The following is a 22,216-nucleotide window of genomic DNA, read 5'->3' on the forward strand; positions in this document are numbered from 1 at the left end:
AAGGACAAGTCAGCGGCCAAACCACACCGGAGAAAAAGCCATTCTCCACCTCTCCCCCGTTATCCGCAGCGACAATACACTGATGATCCGCGAGCTGATTAAAGCAGGAGTAGGCATAGGCTATCAGCCCCTTTGGGCAGTCCAGCAGGAATTGAAGGACGGCACATTGGTCCAACTCCTGCCCGATTACACCATCTGGACAGACCAACTGAACGCCACCTATGTCGACAGGGCATTTCTCAGTGCGAAAGTGCGCAGCTTTATCGACTTTCTCAATGAAAAAATATCGGAAGGATAAACATCAAGGCCGTCCGAAACACTTTTCAGACGGCCTTTAATCAAAGCAACAATCCAATCAATAATTGGTCGAGCAGAACTGTTCGCGTTTGTCCGCATCGGCGGCATAGCATGTCAAACCCATGCCTGACGCATTGCTGTTGTTCGCTTTCGCACCCGGTTTCTTGTTCACCAAAACCTTACCGTTTTTACCGATTTCAACGGTTACGCCTTTGCCGTTTTTCAACTTCCATTTCAACACTTGCGCATCGGCACTTTGGCACTTGCTGACTGTACAGCCGCCTTCTGTCGCGACGTTGCCGTTTTTATAAATCACGCACTGTTGCTGGCTGTCGGTACAAGCCGCATATGCAGCAACGGAGAAACAGGAAATCAGCGCGGCAAACAAAACAGGTTTCATGGTTTGAACTCCTAAAGTTGTGATGATGGGTTTGTGACATTTGGAACTATACGCTTATTTGCAGATAGCTACTACAAAATGCAACGGGCGCAGCACTATATCCATTCCACCAATTATCTAATTCGCCCCATACGATAAAGGCCGTCTGAACATCACTTTTCAGACGGCCTTCAATTGGTTTTCTACCTTAACGCTTCAACTTCGCAAACGCATCCGCCATTGCCGAATTGGTTGGGGCTCGCTCGTTGCGTTGGGGTTTACGGTCGCGGCGTTCTTGATGTCGGGTTTCAGACGGCCTGTTGCCTTTGGCGGCACTGCCCGGTTCGTCATCCAAACGCATGGTTAACGCAATGCGTTTTCTGGCGGCATCGACTTCCAGCACTTTCACTTTCACCACATCTCCGGCTTTCACGACTTCGCGCGGGTCTTGGACGAACTTATTGGACAAGGCGGAGATGTGCACCAAGCCGTCTTGATGGACGCCGATGTCCACAAACGCGCCGAAGTTGGCGACGTTAGAAACCACGCCTTCGAGTATCATGCCGACTTGCAAGTCGTTGATTTCGTGAATGCCTTCGGCAAAGGAGGCCGTCTGAAACTCGCCGCGCGGATCTCGGCCGGGTTTTTCCAGCTCAGACAGGATGTCCAGAATGGTCGGCAGACCGAAGCGTTCGTCGGTGAAGTCGGACGCTTTGATTTGCTTCACGCGCTCGCGGTTGCCGATGAGTTCGGCGGCGCTGATGCCTTGTTGCGCCAGCATTTTGGCGACGACAGGATAGGCTTCAGGGTGGACGGCGCTCGCGTCCAGCGGCTCTTTGCCGCCGTTAATCCGCAAAAAGCCTGCCGCCTGCTCGAAGGTTTTTTCGCCCAAACGCGGCACTTTCAGCAATTTTTTGCGGCTGTCGAACGCGCCGTTTTCATCGCGGTAGGCGACGATGTTTTGGGCAAGAGTTTGATTCAAACCGGAAATCCGCGCCAAGAGCGGGGCGGAGGCAGTGTTCACGTCCACGCCGACGGCGTTCACGCAGTCTTCGACCACCGCGTCCAGCGATTTGGCGAGCTGGCTTTGGTTCACGTCGTGCTGATACTGGCCCACGCCGATGGATTTGGGGTCGATTTTGACCAACTCGGCAAGCGGGTCTTGCAGCCTGCGGGCGATGGATACCGCGCCGCGCAGGGAAACGTCCAAGTCGGGGAACTCGCGCGCCGCCAGTTCGGACGCGGAATAAATCGATGCGCCGGCTTCGGACACGACGATTTTGTGCAGCCCCATTTCCGGCATTCCGCGCACCAGTTCGCCCGCGATTTTGTCGGTTTCGCGGCTGGCGGTGCCGTTGCCGATGGCGATGAGCTTCACGCTGTGTTGTTTAATCAGGCGCGACAGCGTTGCCAACATATTGTTTTCTTGGTGCAAATAGACGATGACGGTATCCAGCAGCTTGCCCGTGTCGTCCACCACGGCGCATTTCACGCCGTTGCGGTAGCCGGGGTCGAGACCCAGCGTGGTCAGCCGTCCGGCAGGTGCAGCGAGCAGCAAGTCTTTGAGATTGCGGGCGAACACGGTAATCGCGTCGGTATCGGCGGCTTCTTTCAAACGATTTAGGGCTTCGAGTTCCAGCGACAAAAAGATTTTCGCGCGCCAAGTCAGGCGCACGGTGTCGCGCAGCCATTTGTGGCCGTCTGAAACCTTAAAGCGGCGGGCGATGATTTGCTCGTATTCACTTTGCTGCGTAATCGGCGTGTCGTCGGGCTGGTATTTGAGCGCGATGTTCAACACGCCTTCATTGCGGCCGCGCAAAACCGCCAGCGCGCGGTGGCTGGGCATAGTGCAGATGGATTCGCGATGGTCGAAATAATCACTGAATTTTTCGCCTTCGGTTTCTTTGCCTTCAACGACTTGCGCGTGGATTTCGGCTTCGTTCCACAACTTATCGCGCAGCGTGCCGATGAGTTCCGCGTCTTCGGCAAACTGCTCCATCAGAATTGCGCGCGCGCCGTCCAGCGCGGCTTTGGTATCTGGAACGTTTTCGTTCAAGTAGCCTTGCGCGGCGGCTTCCACGTCCTGCGGCTGCTCGGCAAGCAACACATCCGCCAGCGGCTGCAAACCGTGTTCACGCGCGATTTGCGCTTTAGTGCGGCGTTTGGGTTTGTAGGGCAAATACAGGTCTTCCAGCGCGGTTTTGTTGTCGGCTGCTTCGATTTGCTCCCTGAGGTCGCCTGAAAGCTTGCCTTGCTCTTCAATGCTTTTTAAAACAACGGCTTTGCGATCTTCCAATTCGCGCAGATATTGCAACCGCTCGGCAAGCTGACGCAGCTGCGTATCATCCAGCCCGCCTGTAGCTTCTTTACGGTAACGTGCAATAAAGGGGACGGTCGCGCCGTCATCTAAAAGCTCAATAGCGGCATTAATTTGCGCGGTAGTGGCGGAGAGTTCTTGGGAGAGAATTTGGGTAATGTTCATATATTCCTTCATATTCCATCTGAACGATTGATAGGACAGCACAACGTAAGATAATTTTTGGGAAGACAAAGGATAATACTGATACACTTCATTCAAAACAAGATAACATATGCTGTATAAGGAAAACCAATGACTATTCTTATCACCGGCGGTACCGGCTTTATCGGTTCCCATACCGTTGTTTCCCTGCTGAAATCAGGCTTTAATGCTGTGATTTTGGACAATTTGTGCAATTCGTCTGCCAATATCCTCCCGCGCTTGGAAAAGATTACCGGCAAGTCTGTGCCTTTTTATCAAGGGGATATCCGTGATCGTGAAGTGTTGCGTCAAATCTTTGCAGAACACGATATTGATGCCGTCATCCATTTTGCCGGCTTGAAGGCCGTCGGTGAAAGCGTGGCCGAACCAATGAAATACTACGACAACAATGTGTCGGGCAGCTTGGTTTTGGCTGAAGAAATGGCGCGTGCCGGCGTATTTAAGATTGTGTTCAGCTCATCTGCTACGGTTTACGGCGATCCGGGTAAAGTACCTTATACGGAAGATATGCAACCGGGGGATACGACCAGCCCTTACGGTACGTCCAAGTCTATGGTGGAGCGCATTTTGACGGATATCCAAAAGGCCGATCCGCGCTGGAGCGTGATTTTGTTGCGCTATTTCAACCCTATCGGTGCGCATGAAAGCGGTTTGATCGGCGAGCAGCCAAACGGTATCCCAAACAATCTGCTGCCTTATATCTGCCAAGTGGCTTCAGGCAAGCTGCCGCAATTGTCGGTTTTCGGCGATGACTACCCTACCCCAGACGGTACGGGTATGCGCGACTATATCCATGTGATGGATTTGGCGGAAGGCCATGTGGCGGCCATGCAGGCGAAAAGCGATGTGTCGGGCGTACACCTGTTTAATTTGGGTTCGGGACGTGCTTATTCGGTATTGGAAATCATCCGTGCCTTTGAGGCAGCCTCCGGTTTGACTATTCCGTTCCAAATCAAACCGCGTCGCGATGGCGATTTGGCCTGTTTCTACGCCGATCCCGCCTACACCAAAGCGCAGACCGGTTGGGAAACCAAGCGCGATTTGGCGCAGATGATGGAAGACTCATGGCGTTGGGTCAGCAACAATCCAAATGGCTACGACGATTAAGTTGACCTGATACAGGCCGTCTGAAAGAGATGTTTTCAGACGGCCTCTTTATCTGAAAAACACACTTTCTGTCTGCTATAATCTGTTTATATTATTTTGACTATCCTCTGAAACTTATGAAAAAAATCCTTGTTACCGGTGGCGCAGGCTTTATCGGTTCTGCCGTTGTCCGTCATATTATCCAAAACACCCAAGACTCTGTCGTCAATGTCGATAAGCTGACTTATGCCGGCAATTTGGAATCTTTGACTGAGGTAGCAAGCAATCCTCGCTATGCTTTTGAGCAAGTGGATATTTGCGACCGCGCCGAACTCGACCGCGTATTCGCACAACACCAGCCTGATGCTGTGATGCACTTGGCTGCGGAAAGCCATGTCGACCGCTCTATCGATTCGGCAGGCGAGTTTATCCAAACCAATATCGTCGGCACATTCAATCTGCTTGAAGTGGCCCGCGCCTACTGGCAACAAATGCCGTCTGAAAAACGCGAAGCCTTCCGCTTCCACCATATTTCCACCGATGAAGTCTATGGCGATTTACACGGCACAGACGATTTGTTTACCGAGACCACGCCATACGCGCCATCCAGCCCCTACTCTGCCTCTAAAGCGTCCAGCGACCACCTCGTCCGCGCATGGTTGCGTACTTACGGTTTGCCGACCATTGTAACCAACTGCTCCAACAACTACGGCCCCTACCATTTCCCGGAAAAACTCATTCCTTTGATGATTCTGAACGCGCTTGACGGCAAACCGTTACCTGTTTACGGCGACGGTATGCAAATTCGCGACTGGCTGTTTGTCGAAGACCACGCGCGCGCGCTGTATCAGGTTGTTACCGAAGGTGTTGTCGGCGAGACCTACAATATCGGCGGCCACAATGAAAAAGCCAATATTGAAGTCGTCAAAACCATCTGCACCCTGCTGGAAGAGCTTGTTCCTGAAAAACCGGCCGGCGTGGCGCGTTATGAAGATTTGATTACTTTCGTACAAGACCGCCCCGGCCATGACGTGCGCTACGCCATCGACGCTGCCAAAATCGGCAGGGAGCTGGGCTGGAAACCGCAGGAAACATTCGAATCCGGCATTCGCAAAACAGTACAATGGTATTTGGACAACAAAACCTGGTGGCAAAACGTATTGAACGGCAGCTACCGTTTAGAACGTTTAGGCACTGGAAAATAAGTTTTCAGACGGCCTGTCCCATATTAGGCCGTCTGAAAATCACGCAAACACACACTACTCAGGAGAAAACCCATGAAAGGCATCATCCTTGCCGGCGGCAGCGGCACACGCCTCTACCCCATCACGCGCGGCGTATCCAAACAACTGCTGCCCGTATATGACAAACCCATGATTTACTATCCCCTGTCCGTATTGATGCTGGCAGGAATCCGCGATATTTTGGTGATTACCACGCCCGAAGACAACGCCTCTTTCAAACGCCTGCTCGGCGACGGCAGCGATTTCGGCATTTCCATCAGCTATGCCGTGCAACCCAGTCCGGACGGCTTGGCACAGGCATTTATCATCGGCGAAGAATTTATCGGCAACGACAATGTTTGCTTGGTTTTGGGCGACAATATTTTCTACGGCCAATCGTTTACGCAAACATTGAAACAGGCCGCCGCCAAGACCCACGGCGCAACCGTATTCGGTTATCAGGTCAAAGACCCCGAACGTTTCGGCGTAGTCGAATTTGACGAAAATTTCAACGCCCTGTCTATCGAAGAGAAACCGCAACAGCCCAAATCCGATTGGGCGGTAACCGGCTTGTACTTCTATGACCAACGCGTTGTCGAGTTCGCCAAACAAATCAAACCGTCCGCCCGCGGCGAATTGGAAATTTCCGATCTCAACCAAATGTATTTGGAAGACGGTTCATTGTCGGTGCAACTTTTGGGACGCGGTTTTGCATGGCTGGACACCGGCACTCACGAGAGCCTGCACGAAGCTGCTTCATTCGTCCAAACCGTGCAAAACATCCAAGACCTGCAAATCGCCTGCCTGGAAGAAATCGCTTGGCGCAACGGTTGGCTTTCTGATGAAAAACTGGAAGAGCTGGCGCGCCCGATGGCGAAAAACCAATACGGCCAATATTTGCTGCGCCTGTTGAAAAAATAATGTTTGAGGCCGTCTGAAACTTTTCAGACGGCCTTTAGATGAAAGATAAAACGATGAACATCATTGATACCGCCATTCCTGACGTAAAACTGCTTGAGCCCCAAGTCTTCGGCGACTCGCGTGGCTTTTTTATGGAAACCTTCCGCGACGAGTGGTTCAAAACCCAAATCTGCGACCGCACCTTCGTGCAGGAAAACCACTCCAAATCCAGCAAAGGCGTATTGCGCGGCCTGCACTATCAAACTGAAAACACTCAAGGCAAACTCGTGCGCGTGGTTGTCGGCGAAGTATTCGACGTGGCCGTCGATATGCGTAAAGACTCCCCCACTTTCGGCAAATGGGTAGGCGAGATTCTGTCCGCAGAAAACAAACGCCAACTGTGGGTACCCGAAGGTTTCGCTCACGGCTTCTATGTACTGAGCGTTGAAGCCGAGTTCGTCTACAAATGCACAGACTATTACAACCCCAAAGCCGAACACTCGCTGATTTGGAATGATCCGACCGTCGGTATCGACTGGCCGCTGCAAGGCGAGCCGAATCTGTCGCCTAAAGACTTGGCCGGCAAAGTATTGGCTGAAGCAGTCACGTTTTAAAAAGTTTTAAAAATAATTCAGGCCGTCTGAAAGAATGCTCCTCTTTTCAGACGGCCTACAATCTATTAATAACAATAATCGACGAAAACGCATTGTGAAAAACGCCTACATTCCCTCTCGCGGCATCCGCAAAATTCCCCATCTCTCCACCCTATTGCCTGAGTTTCATATCTGCAAAGATGGAAAAGGTACAGAGACTGTCGTCGGCTGGGGTTTGCGCCCGACGACACACAAAGCGCGTACTTTCGCCGCTGAACACCGGCTTCCCTTTATTGCATTGGAAGACGGTTTTTTACGCTCGCTCGGACTGGGCGTCTCCGGTTATCCGCCCTATTCCATCGTCTATGACGATATCGGCATCTACTACGACACCACCCGTCCTTCACGTTTGGAACAACTGATTCTCGCCGCCGATACCATGCTGTCTGAAACCTTGGCTCAAGCGCAACAGGCGATGGATTTCATCCTGCAACACCACCTGTCCAAATACAACCACGCGCCCGAACTTTCAGAAGATCATCCTTTACGTTCCCCATCCAAACCCGAAACCGTCCTCATCATCGACCAAACCTTCGGCGATATGGCCATCCAATATGGCGGCGCAGACGCCTCTACGTTTGAACTGATGTTTCAGACGGCCTTGAATGAAAACCCGCAAGCCGATATCTGGGTAAAAACCCATCCCGATGTTTTGTGCGGCAAAAAACAAGGCTATCTGACCCAACTGGCGCAGCAACACCGCGTCCATCTTTTGGCAGAAGACATCAATCCGATTTCTTTGTTGCAAAACGTCGATAAGGTTTATTGCGTTACCTCGCAAATGGGTTTTGAGGCGCTTTTGTGCGGCAAACCACTGACCACCTTCGGCCTGCCGTGGTACGCCGGATGGGGCGTAAGCAACGACCGCCATCCCAAAATCGGCAGCCTTGTTCAAACCCAACGCCGCGCCCCCGCAACTTGCTGCAGCTCTTCGCAGCAGCCTATCTGCAATACAGCCGCTACCTCAATCCCAATACCGGCGAAGCAGGCAGCCTCTTTGATGTCATCGACTATCTGGCGACGGTCAAACGCAAAAACGACAAATTGCGTGGCGAGTTGTATTGCGTCGGCATGTCTTTGTGGAAACGCGCGGTTGCCAAACCGTTCTTTAACGTACCCTCATGCCGTCTGAAATTTATCTCCTCCACCCAAAAACTGGCCGGGGTCAAACTGTCCGACCATGCACACATCCTTGCTTGGGGCAACGGCAAAGAGGCCATCGTCCGTTTTGCCGAACAACACCACATCCCCCTGTTGCGCATGGAAGACGGCTTTATCCGCTCGGTCGGGCTTGGTTCTAATTTAGTCCCACCGCTGTCGCTCGTTACCGACGATATAGGCATTTATTTCAACGCCGAAACCCCGTCCCGTCTTGAACACATCCTGCAAAACCAAAACTTCGACGATCAAGACTTTCAGACAGCCTTGAAACTGCAAAAAATGCTGACCGAAAACCACATCAGCAAATACAACGTCGGCAACTCAGACTTTACCGCCCCATCAACCAACAAAACCGTGATTCTCGTTCCCGGCCAGGTTGAGGATGACGCGTCTATCCGCTACGGTTCGCCCCAAATCTATCGCAATCTGGATCTGCTCCGTACCGTACGCGAACGCAATCCCGATGCCTATATCATCTACAAACCGCATCCCGATGTAGTCAGCGGTAACCGCATCGGCCATATTTCTCCTGAAGATGCTGCACAATATGCCGACCAAACCGCCGAACAAGCCGATATCCTGACCTGTCTCCAATACGCAGACGAAGTTCACACCATGACTTCGCTGACCGGTTTTGAAGCCTTGTTGCGTGGCAAAAAAGTCAGCTGCTACGGCCTGCCTTTTTACGCAGGTTGGGGGCTTACCCAAGATCTGCTGCCCATTCCGCGCCGCAGCCGCAGGCTTGAGCTTTGGCAGCTGATTGCAGGCACGCTCATCCACTACCCCGACTACATCCACCACCGCGCACCCAATGCCGGCCATTACCTCAAACTGTGGTCGCTCTCCATCCTCAAGCGTTTGAACTACTATATTGAAGACATTCAAATCGCCAAACGTGTGGAAGCAGGCAAATACGGCAAGTTTTTTATTGTTCCCTTACAGGTATTCAACGACAGCCAAGTCCGTATCCATTGCGACTTTCCCAGTGTCCGCAGCTTCCTGCTCCATGTTTTGAGCTCCTTTGCCGAACACGCTCCTGCCGATACCAACCTCATCATCAAGCATCATCCGATGGACCGCGGCTTTATCGACTACTGGCGCGACATTAAACGCTTTATCAAAGAACACCCCGAACTCAAAGGCCGCGTGACTTACGTCCATGATGTCCCCCTGCCCGTTTTCCTGCGCCACGGCCTCGGCATGGTCACCATCAACAGCACCAGCGGCCTGTCCGGACTGATACACAATATGCCTGTCAAAGTGCTCGGCCGTGCCTATTATGATATTCCCGGCATTACTGACCAAAATACCTTGGCAGAATTTTGGAATCATCCGACACCGCCTGACAGCAACCTGTTCCATGCCTACCGTATGTACCACCTCAACGTGACCCAAATTAACGGCAACTTCTACAGTCAGGTGTTTTTCCCCAACAAAGACACATCCGACTCTTCCATACCGACAACCTGACTTAGCGAAGGAAAGTTCAGGCCGTCTGAAAACATTTCAGACGGCCTGAAACAATCAATACCTTAGCTACTGCCATGTAAATAAAACACAAAAACCTGCATTTATCATTAACAATAAATTACAAAAACAGTATAATGACCGAGCTGTCATGAGCGCATACCGACTCAAGCTGAGGCCTTAATAACGCACAAAATATGGATGTATCCCCAGGCAAAACAATATAACAAGCCAAACATCCTAAAGATAAGCCAGCAAGGCAATACACTCTACAAAACTATGCCGAGCAAAATTTTTACAAAGCCCTCAACCGGTATCGCCGCCCATATGCCGCAGCATCCGTCTTCCACTTTATATCCGCCCGGAAACCATGACCGCCGCTCCTGATATCCTCTACCGGCAAGCCGCCGCCCTTTTGGAACAATCCAATACCGCCCAAGCCCTGCCCCTGCTGCAACAGGCCGCAGAGCAGGGATATACGAAAGCTGCTTTTGTATTGGGCAACCATCTGCTGCAAAATGGTCATCCGGAGCAGGCACTTCCATGGTTGGAAGCCGCCGCGGCCCAACGCCATCCCAAAGCACTCTTCTCCCTGCTGCAACAACGCGAACACAACGGCACCCCGACCGGACAGCTTCTTAACGAATACGCCTGGCTGGGTGAGCAAGGTCACCTCGAAGCCCAATTAATCCTCATGCGTTACCACGCGCAACGCAACGACCCACAATCGCTCTACTGGGCAGAGCTTGCCGCCGCCCGATATGCGGCGCCTGCGTATTACCATCTGGCGCGCCATCATCAACGCCAAGGCAACGTTGAAACAGCCATCGAACAATACGAAAAAGCGGCCGCGCTCGGCGTAACTGCAGCCTGCTGGCAACTCGGTCAAATCTACTTCTACGGCACAGGCATCAGCCCCGACCACGCACAAGCCGAACAATACCTCGAACAAGCCGCGCAAGCCGGCCATATCGCCGCACAAACCCTGCTGGCCGACCTTCTTGCCGCCCAACGTAAACCCGAAGCCTTAGAATGGTATCGTCGTGCCGCCGATAAGGAGCAAGCGGAAGCACAGGCCAAGCTGGCCCAATATGCCCTAACCGGCGAACTTTCCGAACGAGACCCGTTCCAAGCGGCACGCTACGCCAAAGCCGCCGCCGAGAAAAACCATCCCGAAGCGCTGAAAATCATGGGCGACCTCTACCGCTACGGCCTTGGCATCAAAGCCGACAACCATATCGCGCACGATTACTACCACCGTGCCGCCGCGCTGGGTTCTGCCGCCGCGGCACAAAAACTCATCAGCGACGCCGCGCTGTACCATCCGCAACAATACGAACAAATCAAAACAGCCGCCCTGCAACAGCAACAAACCGAAACCATCTACCGTTTGGCGGAAGCACAAGCCCACGCCATCGGCCGTCCCGCCGACTACAATGCCGCGCGTAAGAATTACATGGAAGCCGCCGAGTTCCACCATAAAGACGCGGCGGCAGCCTTAGGCTGCATCTACCATTACGGCCTCGGTACGGCGCAAGACCCTCGGGCGGCTGCACACTGGTACGCCATCGCTGCCGAACAAAACCACCCTTCCGCCCAATACCACCTCGCCTGTTTTTACTATCACGGGCAAGGTGTAAGCTGCCATGTTCCGACCGCCTGCTACTGGCTGCAGGCCGCCATCAGCAATGGCCACACTTCGGCCGAATCATTAACATCCCTATTAGAACAATGGCGCCGCGAAGTGCACCATGCCATCGGGCAAAAGGCCGTCTGAAAATATTTACACTCGCATTTTTTGACAATCTTTAACTATTCCCCTAATATTTGCCAGTTATTTTTCACGGACACGTCATTGTTTTCATTTCTTTCTGAAAACGCCTTGTTCGCGCATCAATACCATGACACTCGGCGGATAACGCCAAGCGTTGAAACACACTACATCCGGAACAAAAACGGATGCTCGGAAAAACATTTCTAGGAGGTGAAACAACATGGAATGGGAATTCAACAGTTATTACACACTGATTGCCGCCACACTCGTGTTGCTGGTTGGTAAATTTCTGGTTCAAAAAATCAAATTCTTAAGAGACTTCAATATTCCCGAGCCGGTCGCCGGCGGTTTGATTGCCGCTATCGTCCTGTTCGCCCTGCACGAAGCCTACGGCGTCAGCTTCAAATTTGAAAAACCGCTGCAAGATGCATTCATGCTTATCTTCTTTACATCCATCGGTTTGAGCGCCGACTTCTCCCGTCTGAAAGCGGGCGGTTTGCCTTTGGTTATCTTTACCGCCGTGGTGGGTGCATTCATCATCGTCCAAAACTTCGTCGGTGTCGGCTTGGCGAGCGCATTGGGCTTGGATCCGCTGATTGGCCTGATTACCGGTTCGATTACCCTGACCGGCGGTCACGGTACTGCCGGTGCATGGGGTCCTGACTTTGAAAGCAAATTCGGCCTGACCGGCGCAACCGGCTTAGGTATGGCTTCTGCAACATTCGGCCTGGTATTCGGCGGTTTGATCGGTGGTCCTGTTGCACGCCGTCTGATCAACAAATTGGGCCGTAAACCTGTCGTCAAAACTGCCAAATCCGACGACAACGATGCTGCCGACGACATCTTCGAACAAGCACAGCGCACCCGCCTGATTACTGCCGAGTCTGCTGTCGAAACCTTGGCTATGTTTGCCGGCTGTTTGGCATTTGCCGAAATCGTGGATGGCTACGACAAAGCCTTCTTCGACTTGCCTAAATTCGTATGGTGTCTGTTTGCTGGTGTGGTCATCCGCAACGTCCTGACCGCAGCCTTCAAAGTCAATATGTTTGACCGCGCCATCGACGTCTTCGGCAATGCTTCCCTGTCACTCTTCCTTGCCATGGCTCTTCTGAACCTGAAACTGTGGGAGTTGACCGGTCTGGCAGGCCCTGTGACCATCATCTTGGCTGTACAAACCGTCGTGATGATTCTGTATGCCACTTTCGTTACCTACGTCTTCATGGGTCGCGATTACGACTCTGCCGTATTGGCGGCCGGTCACTGCGGCTTCGGTTTGGGTGCCACCCCGACCGCCGTTGCCAACATGCAGTCCCTGACCCAAACCTTCGGCCCGTCGCACAAAGCCTTCCTGATTGTGCCTATGGTGGGTGCATTCTTCGTTGACTTGATCAACGCCGCCATCCTCTCCGGCTTTGTCAGCGTCATCAAAGGCTGATACGTCTAACATAGAAAAGCACTTGCCGCATTTACTTGCTGCAAGTGCTTTTGTTATGATAGGCACGTCAGGCCGTCTGAAAGGCCGTCATCTTCAGGAGTACCCATGTACAAAAAAACCGCTTCCGTATTGATTTTAAGCACGATTCTTCTTGCCGCATGCAGCAAAGAAGAGCCGAAAGTCGCGCTTGATTGCGCCCAACCGGCCACACTGCAAAACATCCGTACCACCATCGAAGACACCCTCAAACAACAAGCGCGCTCCTTTGCCCGCAATGACAGCCGCCAATTCGTTGATGCCGACAAAATCATCGCCGCCGGCCTCGAATTAGAAACCCTGCTTGAAGACGCCAAAGAGACCGAAGACAACGGCAAAGCCATCTGCCGCGCCAACCTCAAAATCCGCATTCCCGACACCATCCTCAAAACGGCTATAGACAACAGCCCGCTGATTTACGGCAACACCCCGTTGTCCGACATGCTCGAACAAAAACTAATGGGCAGCACCCTGACTTTTGAAAACAACACGTTCAGCACCACCCTGCTCTATACCCCCGACAAAGACGGCAAACTGGTTCTCGAAGACAACACCCTGAGCACCACAGCCCAAACCCTTTCCGCCACCCTGCTGCCTTACGGCGTGAAAAGCATCGTCATGATAGACGGCAAACCCGTATCCAAAGAGCAGGCCATCAAGCTGCTGCAAAACCCAAACACGGAAGAGCCACCGACTGTTGATCCGCAAGACATCCTTGAAAACAACGCCGCCAGCCAAGCTGTCGGCTTGACCGATGATGACGACAATTCAGACTACGAAGTCCTGCGTCCTGACCATGAAACTCCGCGCAACGAGCCGCCCGGCCTCAGCCAAAGCGAACTCGACAACGCGCGCGCGCAAAACCGTCAGGCAGACGGCGAGATCAACGACCTCTGGGGCGGCATGGACAGCGATGTCAAACAACAAATCCTCGGCGAACAACGCGCCTGGATTCAAAGCAAAAAACTTAACTGCCAACAAGCCGCCGCGTCCGCAGACAACGCCGCACAAGCAGAATACCTGCGCTTACAGTGTGAAACCCGCATGACCCGCGAACGTACGCAATACCTGCGCGGCTATTCCATCAACTAAAACCGATAAGGCCGTCTGAACATTCAGACGGCCTACAAGAAAGCACATCACATCATGCAATACCGAATCCACCGTGAAGGCGATGCCCAAAACACACCATCTTCAGCCTCCACACCCGTAGACAACTGGGAGCGCAACACCCTGCGCGAAGTCCTCCTCGCCGCCTACCAAGAACAGCGCCGCGCCCGCATTTGGCGCAATATCTGGCGCGGCGTCGCCGTCCTCATCTTCCTCAGCCTGATCTTCGGCCTCGCGGAAGAAGAAGGAAAAACCACGAGTATCCATGCCCGCAGCGAACACACCGCCGTTATCAACCTGACCGGCGAAATCGGCAACGACATCGACGACCAAGTCCAAATCCTGCGCGACAGCATGGAAGCCGCCTACAACAACGGCAACGCCAAAGCCATCATCATTCGCGCCAACAGCCCCGGCGGTTCGCCTGTCGTGTCCAACACCGCCTTTAACGAAGTCCGCCGCCTCAAAGCCGAACACAAAGACATCCCTGTCTACCTCGTTGCCGAAGACATGTGCGCTTCCGGCTGCTACTACATTGCCGCCGCAGCCGACAAAATCTACGCCGACCCTTCCAGCATTGTCGGCAGCATCGGCGTGATCGGCGGCGGTTTCGACTTTACCGGCCTGATGGACAAAGCCGGTGTCAAACGCCGTCTGAAAACCGCCGGCAGCAACAAAGGCATGGGCGACCCTTTCACACCTGAAACGCCGGCGCAAACCCAAATCTGGGAAAGCATGTTGGGCGATATCCACCAAGAATTCATCAAAGCCGTCAAACTCGGTCGCGGCGCAAGGTTGAAAGACAAACAGTATCCCGACGTTTTCAGCGGCCGCATCTATACCGGCAAAGAAGCCAAACAGGTTGGCCTGATTGACGACTTCGGCAGCATTTACAGCGTTGCCCGCGATGTCGTCAAAGCCCCCGAACTGGTCAACTACACGCCGCAAGACGATTTCAGCAAAATGCTCAGCCGCCGCTTCGGTGCGGAAGTGAAGGCCAAAGTCAAAGAAACTTTATCTGAAATTTGGTAAACCAAAAAACTGAAAGGCCGTCTGAAACCCTAAACATCTGGGTTTCAGACGGCCTTTTGATATGGCTTTTCCAATAAAGTGCAGATTATTGTCCAAACACTCATCGGCTTTATCAAATCGGCAGGCAAATATTTCCTGATGATGCTCTTACAGGAACACTTTACGCCGACAAACGATTAAACCTCCACGCTTCAGACGGCCTATTTCTGCATATTGTGCGCCATATCGAGCGCGGCGCGGACGGCGGTCATCAGGCTGCCGGAATCGGCTTTGCCCGTACCGGCCAAGTTCAAGGCCGTGCCATGATCGACGGAGGTGCGGATAAAGGGCAGGCCGAGGGTAATATTTACGCCTTCGCCAAAACCGGCGTATTTGAGCACCGGCAGCCCTTGGTCGTGATACATGGCAAGGACGACATCGGCATCTTTAAGCAGGAAGGGTTGGAACACGGTATCGGCCGGATAAGGGCCGCGTGCGTCTATGCCTTCGGCCTGCAGGGCATGAAGTGCCGGAATAATGGTGTCGATTTCTTCGTGTCCCAAATGGCCGCCTTCGCCGGCGTGGGGATTGAGGCCGGTAACAAGGATGACCGGTTTGGCTATGCCGAACTTATGGCGCAGGTCGTGTTCAAGAATGCGAACAACTGACTCGATTAAAGGCTTCGTGATGGCGGCGGAAATGTCTTTCAGCGGCAGATGGGTGGTCACCAACGCCACACGCAGGCCGCCGCCGGTCAACATCATGACGACTTGTTCGGTATGGTTTTTTTCGGCGAGGTATTCGGTATGGCCGCTGAAAAAGCCGTTGCCTGCGTGGGCATCGTTGATGATGCCTTTATGCAGCGGCGCGGTCACCATACCGGCAAACAGGCCGTCTGAAATGCCTTGATACGCTGTATCCAGCAGCCGGAGGACATACGCGGCATTGGCAGGATTGAGTTCGCCCGCCCGACACTCGGCATCTAAGGGAATATGCAGGACTTCGAGTTCGCCCTTGGGCAACGGATCGGCCGCTTGGGCTTGGAAGTCGCGCAGGATGACGGATTTGCCGAGCTGTTCGGCCCTTTGCGCCAACAGGTTTTTATCGCACAAAACAACGGGGCGGCAAGGAAGGTCGGCGAAAGCCAAATCAAGGCAGATGTCGGGGCCGATGCCGGCCGGTTCGCCGGAGGTGATGGCGAGAATGGGAGCAGTCATGGTGTTTCTCGGTACGGTTTACAGTATTTGAACAACATCAGGCAAAATGCCTGACCTACTTTTGCAGATTAACACAAATACAAAAAGGCCGTCTGAAAACAGTTTTGCTTGGTCAAACTGTTTTCAGACGGCCTTGGCTGTTTACCGTTTTACACTTAAGAACGGCGGCCGATCATACGGTACAAAACGTCGTGGCCTTGAATGCGGTGGACGACAACCATGACAATGTGGCCGGCGACAAGCGCGAAGAGCAGCCAGCCGAGTTTGCCGTGCGCCATATTGCCGAGGTTGGACATCCATTCGATTTTTTCAGCGAACCCTGCATCACTTCGACACCGAATACTTTCAACGGGCCGCGGCCGCCGCCGTATTGGCGGATCATGCCGATAACGGGAACGGCGAGCATGAGGACGTAAAGGGCAAGGTGGCCTGCTTTGGCGGCAAAGCTGTCGGCGGCAGGACGTTTGGACGCATTGAGCAAAGCCCAAACAATGCGCACGGCAATTACCAGCAGCGTGATGAAACCGATGGATTTATGCACGCCGAAGAGCGATTTGACCCATTCTTCGCCATCGTAGATGGTCCAAACGGTAATGGTGGAGAGGATGCCGATGAAACCGAGTACGGTCAGCCAGTGCAACGCGCGCGCGACGGCATCGTAGGTTTGTGGGCGTGTAGCGGTCATAATGTTTCCTTGTTTTTGATTTGTTTGGTTTTTTGAATCGGCGGCATTGTAACAAAAATGCCCAAACAATTATGTTGCCTTTTTGAAGAGATTTCGTAAATGTTTGGAAAATTTGAAGAAACGGCGGTTTTATCCGTCAGGCTGCCCGGGCCGTCTGAAAACAAGGGCAGGAATACCACCTTCTATACCGAACTCGGGCTAAAATAGGCGTTTTTATTCTCGGGTACGCATCGATGCAGGTTTGGATTCGGCGGTTTGCGCTGTTGCTTCTGCCTTTAGGTTTCTTAGCGATTATGGTGGCCGCGCCTTTGCTGTCGTTGGCGTTTTACGACGGCGAAGGCGCTTGGGCGGAAGTGGTGGCTGATGACTATATGCGCCTGCGCTTGGGCTGGACGGTGGCGCAGGCAATTTTGACCTGCGTCTTGGTCACGGCTTTGGGCGTGCCTGCGGCGTGGGTGTTGGCTCGGATGGACTTTGCCGGACGGCGCACGGTTTTACGCCTGCTGATGCTGCCTTTTGTGATGCCGACTTTGGTGGCAGGCATGGGCGTGCTAGCCTTGTTTGGCGCACACGGTATGCTGGCGGCAGGTTGGCAGGACACGCCGTGGCTGCTGATTTACGGCAACGTGTTTTTCAACCTGCCGGTTTTGGTGCGCTCGGCGTATCAGGGATTTGTGCGTGTGCCGCAGGCGCGGTTGCTGTCGGCGCAATCTTTGGGCGCGGACGCGTGGAGGCGGTTTGTCTGGGTCGAGTGGCCGGTGGTGCGTGCGTGGGTTGCCGGCGGCGCGTGTCTGGTATTTTTATATTGTTTTTCAGGCTTCGGGCTGGCCTTGCTGCTTGGCGGCGAACGTTTTGCGACAGTGGAAGTGGAAATCTACCGGCTGGTGGCGTATGAGTTGGATATGGCGCGTGCGTCGGTGTTGGTGTGGCTGGTGCTGGCGGTTACGGCGGCGGCAGGCGGTTTGTATGCGTATTGGAGCAGGCGCGTGGCTGTGGATAAGTCGGTCTCGCCTTTGCCTCCGCGTGCGCCGATATGGGCTTGGGAAAAATGGCTGACGGCAACGGTATTGGTCATGTTGGCAGTGTGCTGCCTGCTGCCTTTGGCGGCAGTATGGCTCAAGGCGGTATCGGCAGGCTCTTCGTGGGCAGTCTTGCTGGAAGCGCAGACTTGGGCGGCAGTGTGGAACACCATCCGTTTCTCTGCATCAGCCGTGGCGGCGGCAACGGTTTTGGGCGTGCTGTATGCGGCGGCGGCACGGCAAATGGCGTGGTTGCGCGCGCTGATGTTTTTGCCGTTTATGGTGTCGCCCGTGTGCATCGCGTTTGGCGTTTTGTTGCTCTATCCGCAGTGGACGGCTTCGCTGTGGCTGCTGACGGCGACTTACGCGCTGTTGGCGTATCCGTTTGTGGCCAAAGATGTACTGGCCGCATGGGACGGTTTGCCCAAAGATTATGCGGCGGCGGCGCGTACTATGGGCGCAAACGCTTTTCAGACGGCCTGTTATGTCACCGCGCCTTTATTGAAACCGGCTTTACGGCGCGGCCTGACTTTGGCTTCGGCGACCTGTATCGGCGAATTTGCGGCCACATTGTTCCTGTCGCGTCCCGAATGGCAGACGCTGACCACTTTGATTTACGATTATCTTGGACGTGCCGGTGCGGACAATTACGGACGGGCGATGGTGTTGACGGCGGTATTGACCGCTTTGGCTTTGACGGCATTTTTGCTGGTGGACGAAGCGGAGGGGCAAAAGGCCGTCTGAACGTGGTCGGCTCAAATTCCCTTCGCTTTCACTACACTATTGCCGCGCCTTGTATCGAAAATTGATTGAATCCGCTATATAATTTGTTTTTAACCGTACCCAAAACGACCTATCATGACCGACTTAGAAACCAAACGCCTTGAAACCCAAGCCATGCTGGACAATGCCGACTTGCTGTTTGACCAAGAACAATGCCGCGCGGCCCTGCAAAAAGTTGCCGACGACATCACCCGCGACTTGGCCGACAAATATCCCCTGCTGCTGCCTGTCATGGGTGGCGCGGTGGTGTTTACAGGGCAGCTGCTGCCGCTGTTGCGCTTCCCTCTTGACTTTGACTACGTCCACGTTTCCCGCTACGGCGACAAACTCGCGGGCGGCGCGTTCAACTGGAAACGCATGCCCGACCCCGAGCAAATCAAAGGCCGTCATGTCGTCGTTCTGGACGACATCTTGGATGAAGGCCACACCATGGCCGCCATTCAGGAAAAACTGTTGGAAATGGGCGCGGCAAGCTGCCGTGCGGCCGTGTTTGCCAACAAGCTGATCAACAAAGAAAAACCGACCAAAGCCGACTATATCGGTTTGGACGTACCCAACCGCTACGTCTTTGGCTACGGCATGGATGCCGCCGGCTGCTGGCGCAACCTCGGCGAAATCTACGCCTTAAACAATAAATAAAACAAAGGCCGTCTGAAAGATGTTCAGACGGCCTCAACCCCAATAATAGGAACACATCATGATAGGTTTGTTAATCATTACACATGAAACCATAGGTGAAGCCTATCGCGGTTTGGCCGACCATTTCTTTCCCAACGGCTTCCCCGAAAATCTCCACATCCTCGGCGTACAGCCCGATGAGGATCAAAACGACATCATCAACAACGCCATCGCCGCATTGCAGGAATTTCCCAACAACCGCGGCGTGCTGATCATGACCGACATCTTCGGCGCCACACCGTGCAACGCCGCACGCCGACTGGTGCGCGAAAACAAATCCGCCATTCTGACCGGCCTCAACGCCCCGATGATGATTAAAGCCATCCAATACTCATCACAAGCCGAAAACCTCTCCGACTTCACCGAAACCGTCAAAGAAGCCGCCATCCGGGGCATTTTCGCCATTACATCCGCACCTGAAGACCTGGTGTGCAAAGAACACGGCTAAGGCCGTCTGAAAACATTCACTTTACGAACATTACATTTAGGGGACATCCATGCTCAAACAAGAAATCGAAATCATCAACAAACTCGGCCTGCACGCGCGTGCCTCCAGCAAATTCACCCAAACCGCCTCCCAATTCCAAAGCGAAGTCTGGGTCACCAAAAACGGTAACCGCGTCAACGGCAAAAGCATCATGGGCCTGATGATGCTGGCCGCCGCCAAAGGCACCGTGATTGAGCTGGAAACAGAAGGCGCAGACGAAGCCGCCGCCATGCAGGCGTTGACCGACCTCATCAACGACTACTTCGGCGAGGGCGAATAATGAGCATCGTCCTACACGGTGTAGCCGCGGGCAAAGGCATTGCCATCGGCCACGCCCACCTCATCACGCGCGGCACAACGGAAGTCCCCCAATACGACATCGATCCCGACAAACTCGAGGCCGAAGTCGCCCGTTTCGACAACGCCATCAAAGCCACGCGCAAAGAACTGGAACAGCTGCGCGGCGCGATTCCCGAAAACGCCCCGACCGAATTGGGCGCGTTCATCTCCCTGCACCTGATGCTGCTGACCGACGTCACCCTCTCGCGCGAACCCATCGACATTTTGCGCGAGCAGAAAATCAACGCTGAATGGGCATTGAAACAACAAAGCGACAAACTCGCCGCCCAGTTCGACAGCATCGACGACGACTACCTGCGCGAACGCAAACAGGACATGCTCCAAGTCGTCCGCCGCATCCACAACAACCTTGTCGGCCAAAGCAACGAAATCAACCTCGCCGGTAACCTGTTTGACGACACCATCCTCATCGCGCACGACCTCTCGCCTGCCGATACCGTACTATTCAAAGAGCAGCACATTACCTCCTTCGTAACCGATGCCGGCGGCCCGACCAGCCATACCGCCATCTTGGGCCGCAGCCTCGACATCCCGTCCGTCATCGGCCTGCATAACGCCCGCAAACTCATTACCGAAAACGAAATCGTCATCGTCGACGGCATCAACGGCGTCCTCATCATCGATCCCGACGAAGTCGTCCTCAACGAATACCGCCGCCTCGCCCGCGAATACCGCAGCCACAAGCGCGAACTCAACAAAATCAAAAAAACCGCCGCCACCACGGCCGACGGCATCAACATTGAGTTGCTCGCCAACATCGAATCCGCCGAAGACATCAAAGCCCTGCACAACTTCGGCGCAGACGGCGTCGGCCTGTTCCGCAGCGAATTCCTCTACCTCAACCGCGACAACATGCCGACCGAAGACGAACAATACGAAGTCTATGCCGGCATCGTCAAAAAACTCAAAGGCAAAAACATCACCATCCGCACCGTCGATTTGGGCGTCGATAAAAATCCGCGCTGGTTCGGCCAAAACAGCACGCCCAACGGCAGCCTCAACCCCGCGCTCGGCCTGACCGGCATCCGTTTGTGCCTCGCCGAGCCGGTCATGTTCCGCACCCAAATGCGTGCCATTCTCCGCGCCGCCGCCCACGGCCCCGTGCGCATGATGTGGCCGATGATTACGTCCATTTCCGAAGTGCGCCAATGCCTTATCCATCTGGACACGGCCCAACGCCAACTGACCGAACGCGGCGAAACCTTCGGCCCGGTCAGCATCGGCTGCATGATCGAAATCCCGTCCGCCGCCATGACCGTCGGCAGCATCCTCAAGCTCGTCGACTTCGTTTCCATCGGCACCAACGACCTGATTCAATACCTCCTATCGGTCGACCGCGGCGACGACAGCGTCAGCCACCTCTACCAACCCGGCCACCCTGCCGTCCTCAAAACGCTGCAACACATCATCCGCACGGCAAACCGCATGGAAAAAGGCGTGTCCATCTGCGGCGAAATGGCCGGCGATACCGTCTTCACCCGACTGTTGCTCGGCATGGGCTTGCGTCGCTTCTCCATGAACCCCAACAACCTGCTTTCGGTTAAAAACATCATCCTGCACAGCCACACCGGCCATCTCGAAAACGATGCCGCCAAAATCCTGCGCTGCGAAGACCCGGAAAAAGCCGAAAAACTGATTAAAATCCTCAACCAAAGCGAACAGGCGGAATCACAGGCCGTCTGAATCTCTAAAAAGGGCGTGTTTCGATACACGCCCTTTTTATTCGTCCCCATTTTTAGTTTATGCCCGATTCTCCCTCAAGCCCTCTTCTTCCCTATTTCGCCATTTCAAAAACCAACCTTTTTCACTTTTCCCAAATACTGCTTACAGGCCGTCTGAAAAATATAGGGCGCAAGTGAAATAAAACTTTTATGCCTACACCAAAGGCCGTCTGAACCCTGATTGCAAGGTTCAGACGGCCTTGTTTTCAACCG

General features: G+C 53.8%; 17 protein-coding genes and 2 pseudogenes. 15 read left to right on the forward strand and 4 right to left on the reverse strand.

Features of this window, described 5'->3' with window-relative positions; genetic code table 11:
• Nucleotides 1-298 (forward strand): LysR substrate-binding domain-containing protein (locus tag HMPREF3047_RS04780; RefSeq protein ID WP_283127037.1); only part of this gene is annotated, 298 nt, incomplete at its 5' end.
• A gap of 57 nt (nt 299-355) precedes the next feature.
• Here the strand turns inward: HMPREF3047_RS04780 and HMPREF3047_RS04785 are convergent.
• Both HMPREF3047_RS04785 and HMPREF3047_RS04790 read right to left on the reverse strand, forming a co-directional pair.
• The gene (locus HMPREF3047_RS04785) at nt 356-697 is read right to left on the reverse strand and encodes a hypothetical protein (protein ID WP_003683849.1); all 342 of its coding nucleotides are present in this window, start codon (nt 695-697) and stop codon (nt 356-358) included.
• Nucleotides 698-884: 187 nt separating this feature from the next.
• Nucleotides 885-3,158 carry a Tex family protein gene (locus HMPREF3047_RS04790; protein ID WP_070712357.1) on the reverse strand — a complete coding sequence of 758 codons (2,274 nt, stop codon included), beginning with the start codon at nt 3,156-3,158 and terminating at the stop codon, nt 885-887.
• A 129-nt stretch (nt 3,159-3,287) separates the two neighbouring features.
• On the opposite strand from HMPREF3047_RS04790, the gene galE reads away from it, so the two are divergent.
• The 9 genes and pseudogenes from galE to HMPREF3047_RS04835 all read left to right on the forward strand — a co-directional run bounded on the left by galE (nt 3,288) and on the right by HMPREF3047_RS04835 (nt 15,074).
• Nucleotides 3,288-4,304: a UDP-glucose 4-epimerase GalE gene (gene galE, locus HMPREF3047_RS04795; RefSeq protein WP_003747972.1), complete on the forward strand. Its 1,017-nt coding sequence runs from the start codon at nt 3,288-3,290 to the stop codon at nt 4,302-4,304.
• A gap of 116 nt (nt 4,305-4,420) precedes the next feature.
• A complete protein-coding gene (rfbB, locus tag HMPREF3047_RS04800) occupies nt 4,421-5,488 on the forward strand; it encodes a dTDP-glucose 4,6-dehydratase (RefSeq protein WP_070712358.1) in 1,068 nt (355 codons plus the stop codon).
• Nucleotides 5,489-5,560: 72 nt separating this feature from the next.
• Nucleotides 5,561-6,427 carry a glucose-1-phosphate thymidylyltransferase RfbA gene (gene rfbA, locus HMPREF3047_RS04805; RefSeq protein ID WP_049332928.1) on the forward strand — a complete coding sequence of 289 codons (867 nt, stop codon included), beginning with the start codon at nt 5,561-5,563 and terminating at the stop codon, nt 6,425-6,427.
• Nucleotides 6,428-6,480: 53 nt separating this feature from the next.
• Complete coding sequence (rfbC, locus tag HMPREF3047_RS04810) at nt 6,481-7,020, forward strand: dTDP-4-dehydrorhamnose 3,5-epimerase (protein WP_070712436.1); 540 nt, start codon at nt 6,481-6,483, stop codon at nt 7,018-7,020.
• 34 nt (nt 7,021-7,054) lie between these two features.
• Nucleotides 7,055-9,690: pseudogene (locus HMPREF3047_RS04815) on the forward strand (capsular polysaccharide biosynthesis protein).
• Between the two features lie 367 nt (nt 9,691-10,057).
• On the forward strand, nt 10,058-11,464 hold the full coding sequence (locus HMPREF3047_RS04820) for a tetratricopeptide repeat protein (protein WP_070712359.1): 1,407 nt from the start codon (nt 10,058-10,060) through the stop codon (nt 11,462-11,464).
• Between the two features lie 217 nt (nt 11,465-11,681).
• Entirely contained in the window at nt 11,682-12,896 is a 1,215-nt protein-coding gene (gene gltS / locus HMPREF3047_RS04825) for a sodium/glutamate symporter (protein ID WP_070712360.1), read from the forward strand.
• Nucleotides 12,897-13,001: 105 nt separating this feature from the next.
• Nucleotides 13,002-14,024: a lysozyme inhibitor LprI family protein gene (locus tag HMPREF3047_RS04830; protein ID WP_070712361.1), complete on the forward strand. Its 1,023-nt coding sequence runs from the start codon at nt 13,002-13,004 to the stop codon at nt 14,022-14,024.
• A 54-nt stretch (nt 14,025-14,078) separates the two neighbouring features.
• Nucleotides 14,079-15,074 carry a S49 family peptidase gene (locus tag HMPREF3047_RS04835; RefSeq protein ID WP_070712362.1) on the forward strand — a complete coding sequence of 332 codons (996 nt, stop codon included), beginning with the start codon at nt 14,079-14,081 and terminating at the stop codon, nt 15,072-15,074.
• A 200-nt stretch (nt 15,075-15,274) separates the two neighbouring features.
• Here the strand turns inward: HMPREF3047_RS04835 and pdxA are convergent, their stop codons facing one another.
• Together pdxA and HMPREF3047_RS04845 are read right to left on the reverse strand one after the other, a co-directional pair.
• Complete coding sequence (gene pdxA / locus HMPREF3047_RS04840; protein ID WP_070712363.1) at nt 15,275-16,270, reverse strand: 4-hydroxythreonine-4-phosphate dehydrogenase PdxA; 996 nt, start codon at nt 16,268-16,270, stop codon at nt 15,275-15,277.
• A 155-nt stretch (nt 16,271-16,425) separates the two neighbouring features.
• Nucleotides 16,426-16,955, reverse strand: a pseudogene (locus HMPREF3047_RS04845) (cytochrome b).
• Between the two features lie 233 nt (nt 16,956-17,188).
• Here HMPREF3047_RS04845 and HMPREF3047_RS04855 point away from each other — a divergent pair.
• From HMPREF3047_RS04855 to ptsP, 5 genes are all read left to right on the forward strand, one after another.
• On the forward strand, nt 17,189-18,718 hold the full coding sequence (locus HMPREF3047_RS04855) for an ABC transporter permease (protein WP_070712364.1): 1,530 nt from the start codon (nt 17,189-17,191) through the stop codon (nt 18,716-18,718).
• Nucleotides 18,719-18,832: 114 nt separating this feature from the next.
• Nucleotides 18,833-19,396: a hypoxanthine-guanine phosphoribosyltransferase gene (locus HMPREF3047_RS04860; protein WP_070712365.1), complete on the forward strand. Its 564-nt coding sequence runs from the start codon at nt 18,833-18,835 to the stop codon at nt 19,394-19,396.
• A gap of 58 nt (nt 19,397-19,454) precedes the next feature.
• Nucleotides 19,455-19,883 (forward strand): PTS sugar transporter subunit IIA, encoded by a 429-nt coding sequence (locus tag HMPREF3047_RS04865; RefSeq protein WP_049335776.1) that lies wholly within the window; start codon nt 19,455-19,457, stop codon nt 19,881-19,883.
• 49 nt (nt 19,884-19,932) lie between these two features.
• The gene (locus HMPREF3047_RS04870) at nt 19,933-20,202 is read left to right on the forward strand and encodes an HPr family phosphocarrier protein (protein ID WP_003683718.1); all 270 of its coding nucleotides are present in this window, start codon (nt 19,933-19,935) and stop codon (nt 20,200-20,202) included.
• Nucleotides 20,202-21,965, forward strand: coding sequence for a phosphoenolpyruvate--protein phosphotransferase (gene ptsP / locus HMPREF3047_RS04875; RefSeq protein ID WP_070712366.1), 1,764 nt, complete (start codon nt 20,202-20,204; stop codon nt 21,963-21,965). Before HMPREF3047_RS04870 ends, ptsP begins: the two co-directional genes overlap by 1 nt.
• The last annotated feature ends 251 nt before the right edge of the window (nt 21,966-22,216 follow it).

This window comes from Neisseria sp. HMSC075C10 (assembly GCF_001815615.1).
Taxonomy (GTDB): domain Bacteria; phylum Pseudomonadota; class Gammaproteobacteria; order Burkholderiales; family Neisseriaceae; genus Neisseria; species Neisseria subflava_A.

Coding starts and splice junctions, on each gene's coding strand:
- HMPREF3047_RS04785 (WP_003683849.1), bottom strand. CDS start 697: ATGAAACCTGTTTTGTTTGCCGCGCTGATTTCCTGTTTCTCCGTTGCT.
- HMPREF3047_RS04790 (WP_070712357.1), bottom strand. CDS start 3,158: ATGAACATTACCCAAATTCTCTCCCAAGAACTCTCCGCCACTACCGCG.
- galE (WP_003747972.1), top strand. CDS start 3,288: ATGACTATTCTTATCACCGGCGGTACCGGCTTTATCGGTTCCCATACC.
- rfbB (WP_070712358.1), top strand. CDS start 4,421: ATGAAAAAAATCCTTGTTACCGGTGGCGCAGGCTTTATCGGTTCTGCC.
- rfbA (WP_049332928.1), top strand. CDS start 5,561: ATGAAAGGCATCATCCTTGCCGGCGGCAGCGGCACACGCCTCTACCCC.
- rfbC (WP_070712436.1), top strand. CDS start 6,481: ATGAACATCATTGATACCGCCATTCCTGACGTAAAACTGCTTGAGCCC.
- HMPREF3047_RS04820 (WP_070712359.1), top strand. CDS start 10,058: ATGACCGCCGCTCCTGATATCCTCTACCGGCAAGCCGCCGCCCTTTTG.
- gltS (WP_070712360.1), top strand. CDS start 11,682: ATGGAATGGGAATTCAACAGTTATTACACACTGATTGCCGCCACACTC.
- HMPREF3047_RS04830 (WP_070712361.1), top strand. CDS start 13,002: ATGTACAAAAAAACCGCTTCCGTATTGATTTTAAGCACGATTCTTCTT.
- HMPREF3047_RS04835 (WP_070712362.1), top strand. CDS start 14,079: ATGCAATACCGAATCCACCGTGAAGGCGATGCCCAAAACACACCATCT.
- pdxA (WP_070712363.1), bottom strand. CDS start 16,270: ATGACTGCTCCCATTCTCGCCATCACCTCCGGCGAACCGGCCGGCATC.
- HMPREF3047_RS04855 (WP_070712364.1), top strand. CDS start 17,189: ATGCAGGTTTGGATTCGGCGGTTTGCGCTGTTGCTTCTGCCTTTAGGT.
- HMPREF3047_RS04860 (WP_070712365.1), top strand. CDS start 18,833: ATGACCGACTTAGAAACCAAACGCCTTGAAACCCAAGCCATGCTGGAC.
- HMPREF3047_RS04865 (WP_049335776.1), top strand. CDS start 19,455: ATGATAGGTTTGTTAATCATTACACATGAAACCATAGGTGAAGCCTAT.
- HMPREF3047_RS04870 (WP_003683718.1), top strand. CDS start 19,933: ATGCTCAAACAAGAAATCGAAATCATCAACAAACTCGGCCTGCACGCG.
- ptsP (WP_070712366.1), top strand. CDS start 20,202: ATGAGCATCGTCCTACACGGTGTAGCCGCGGGCAAAGGCATTGCCATC.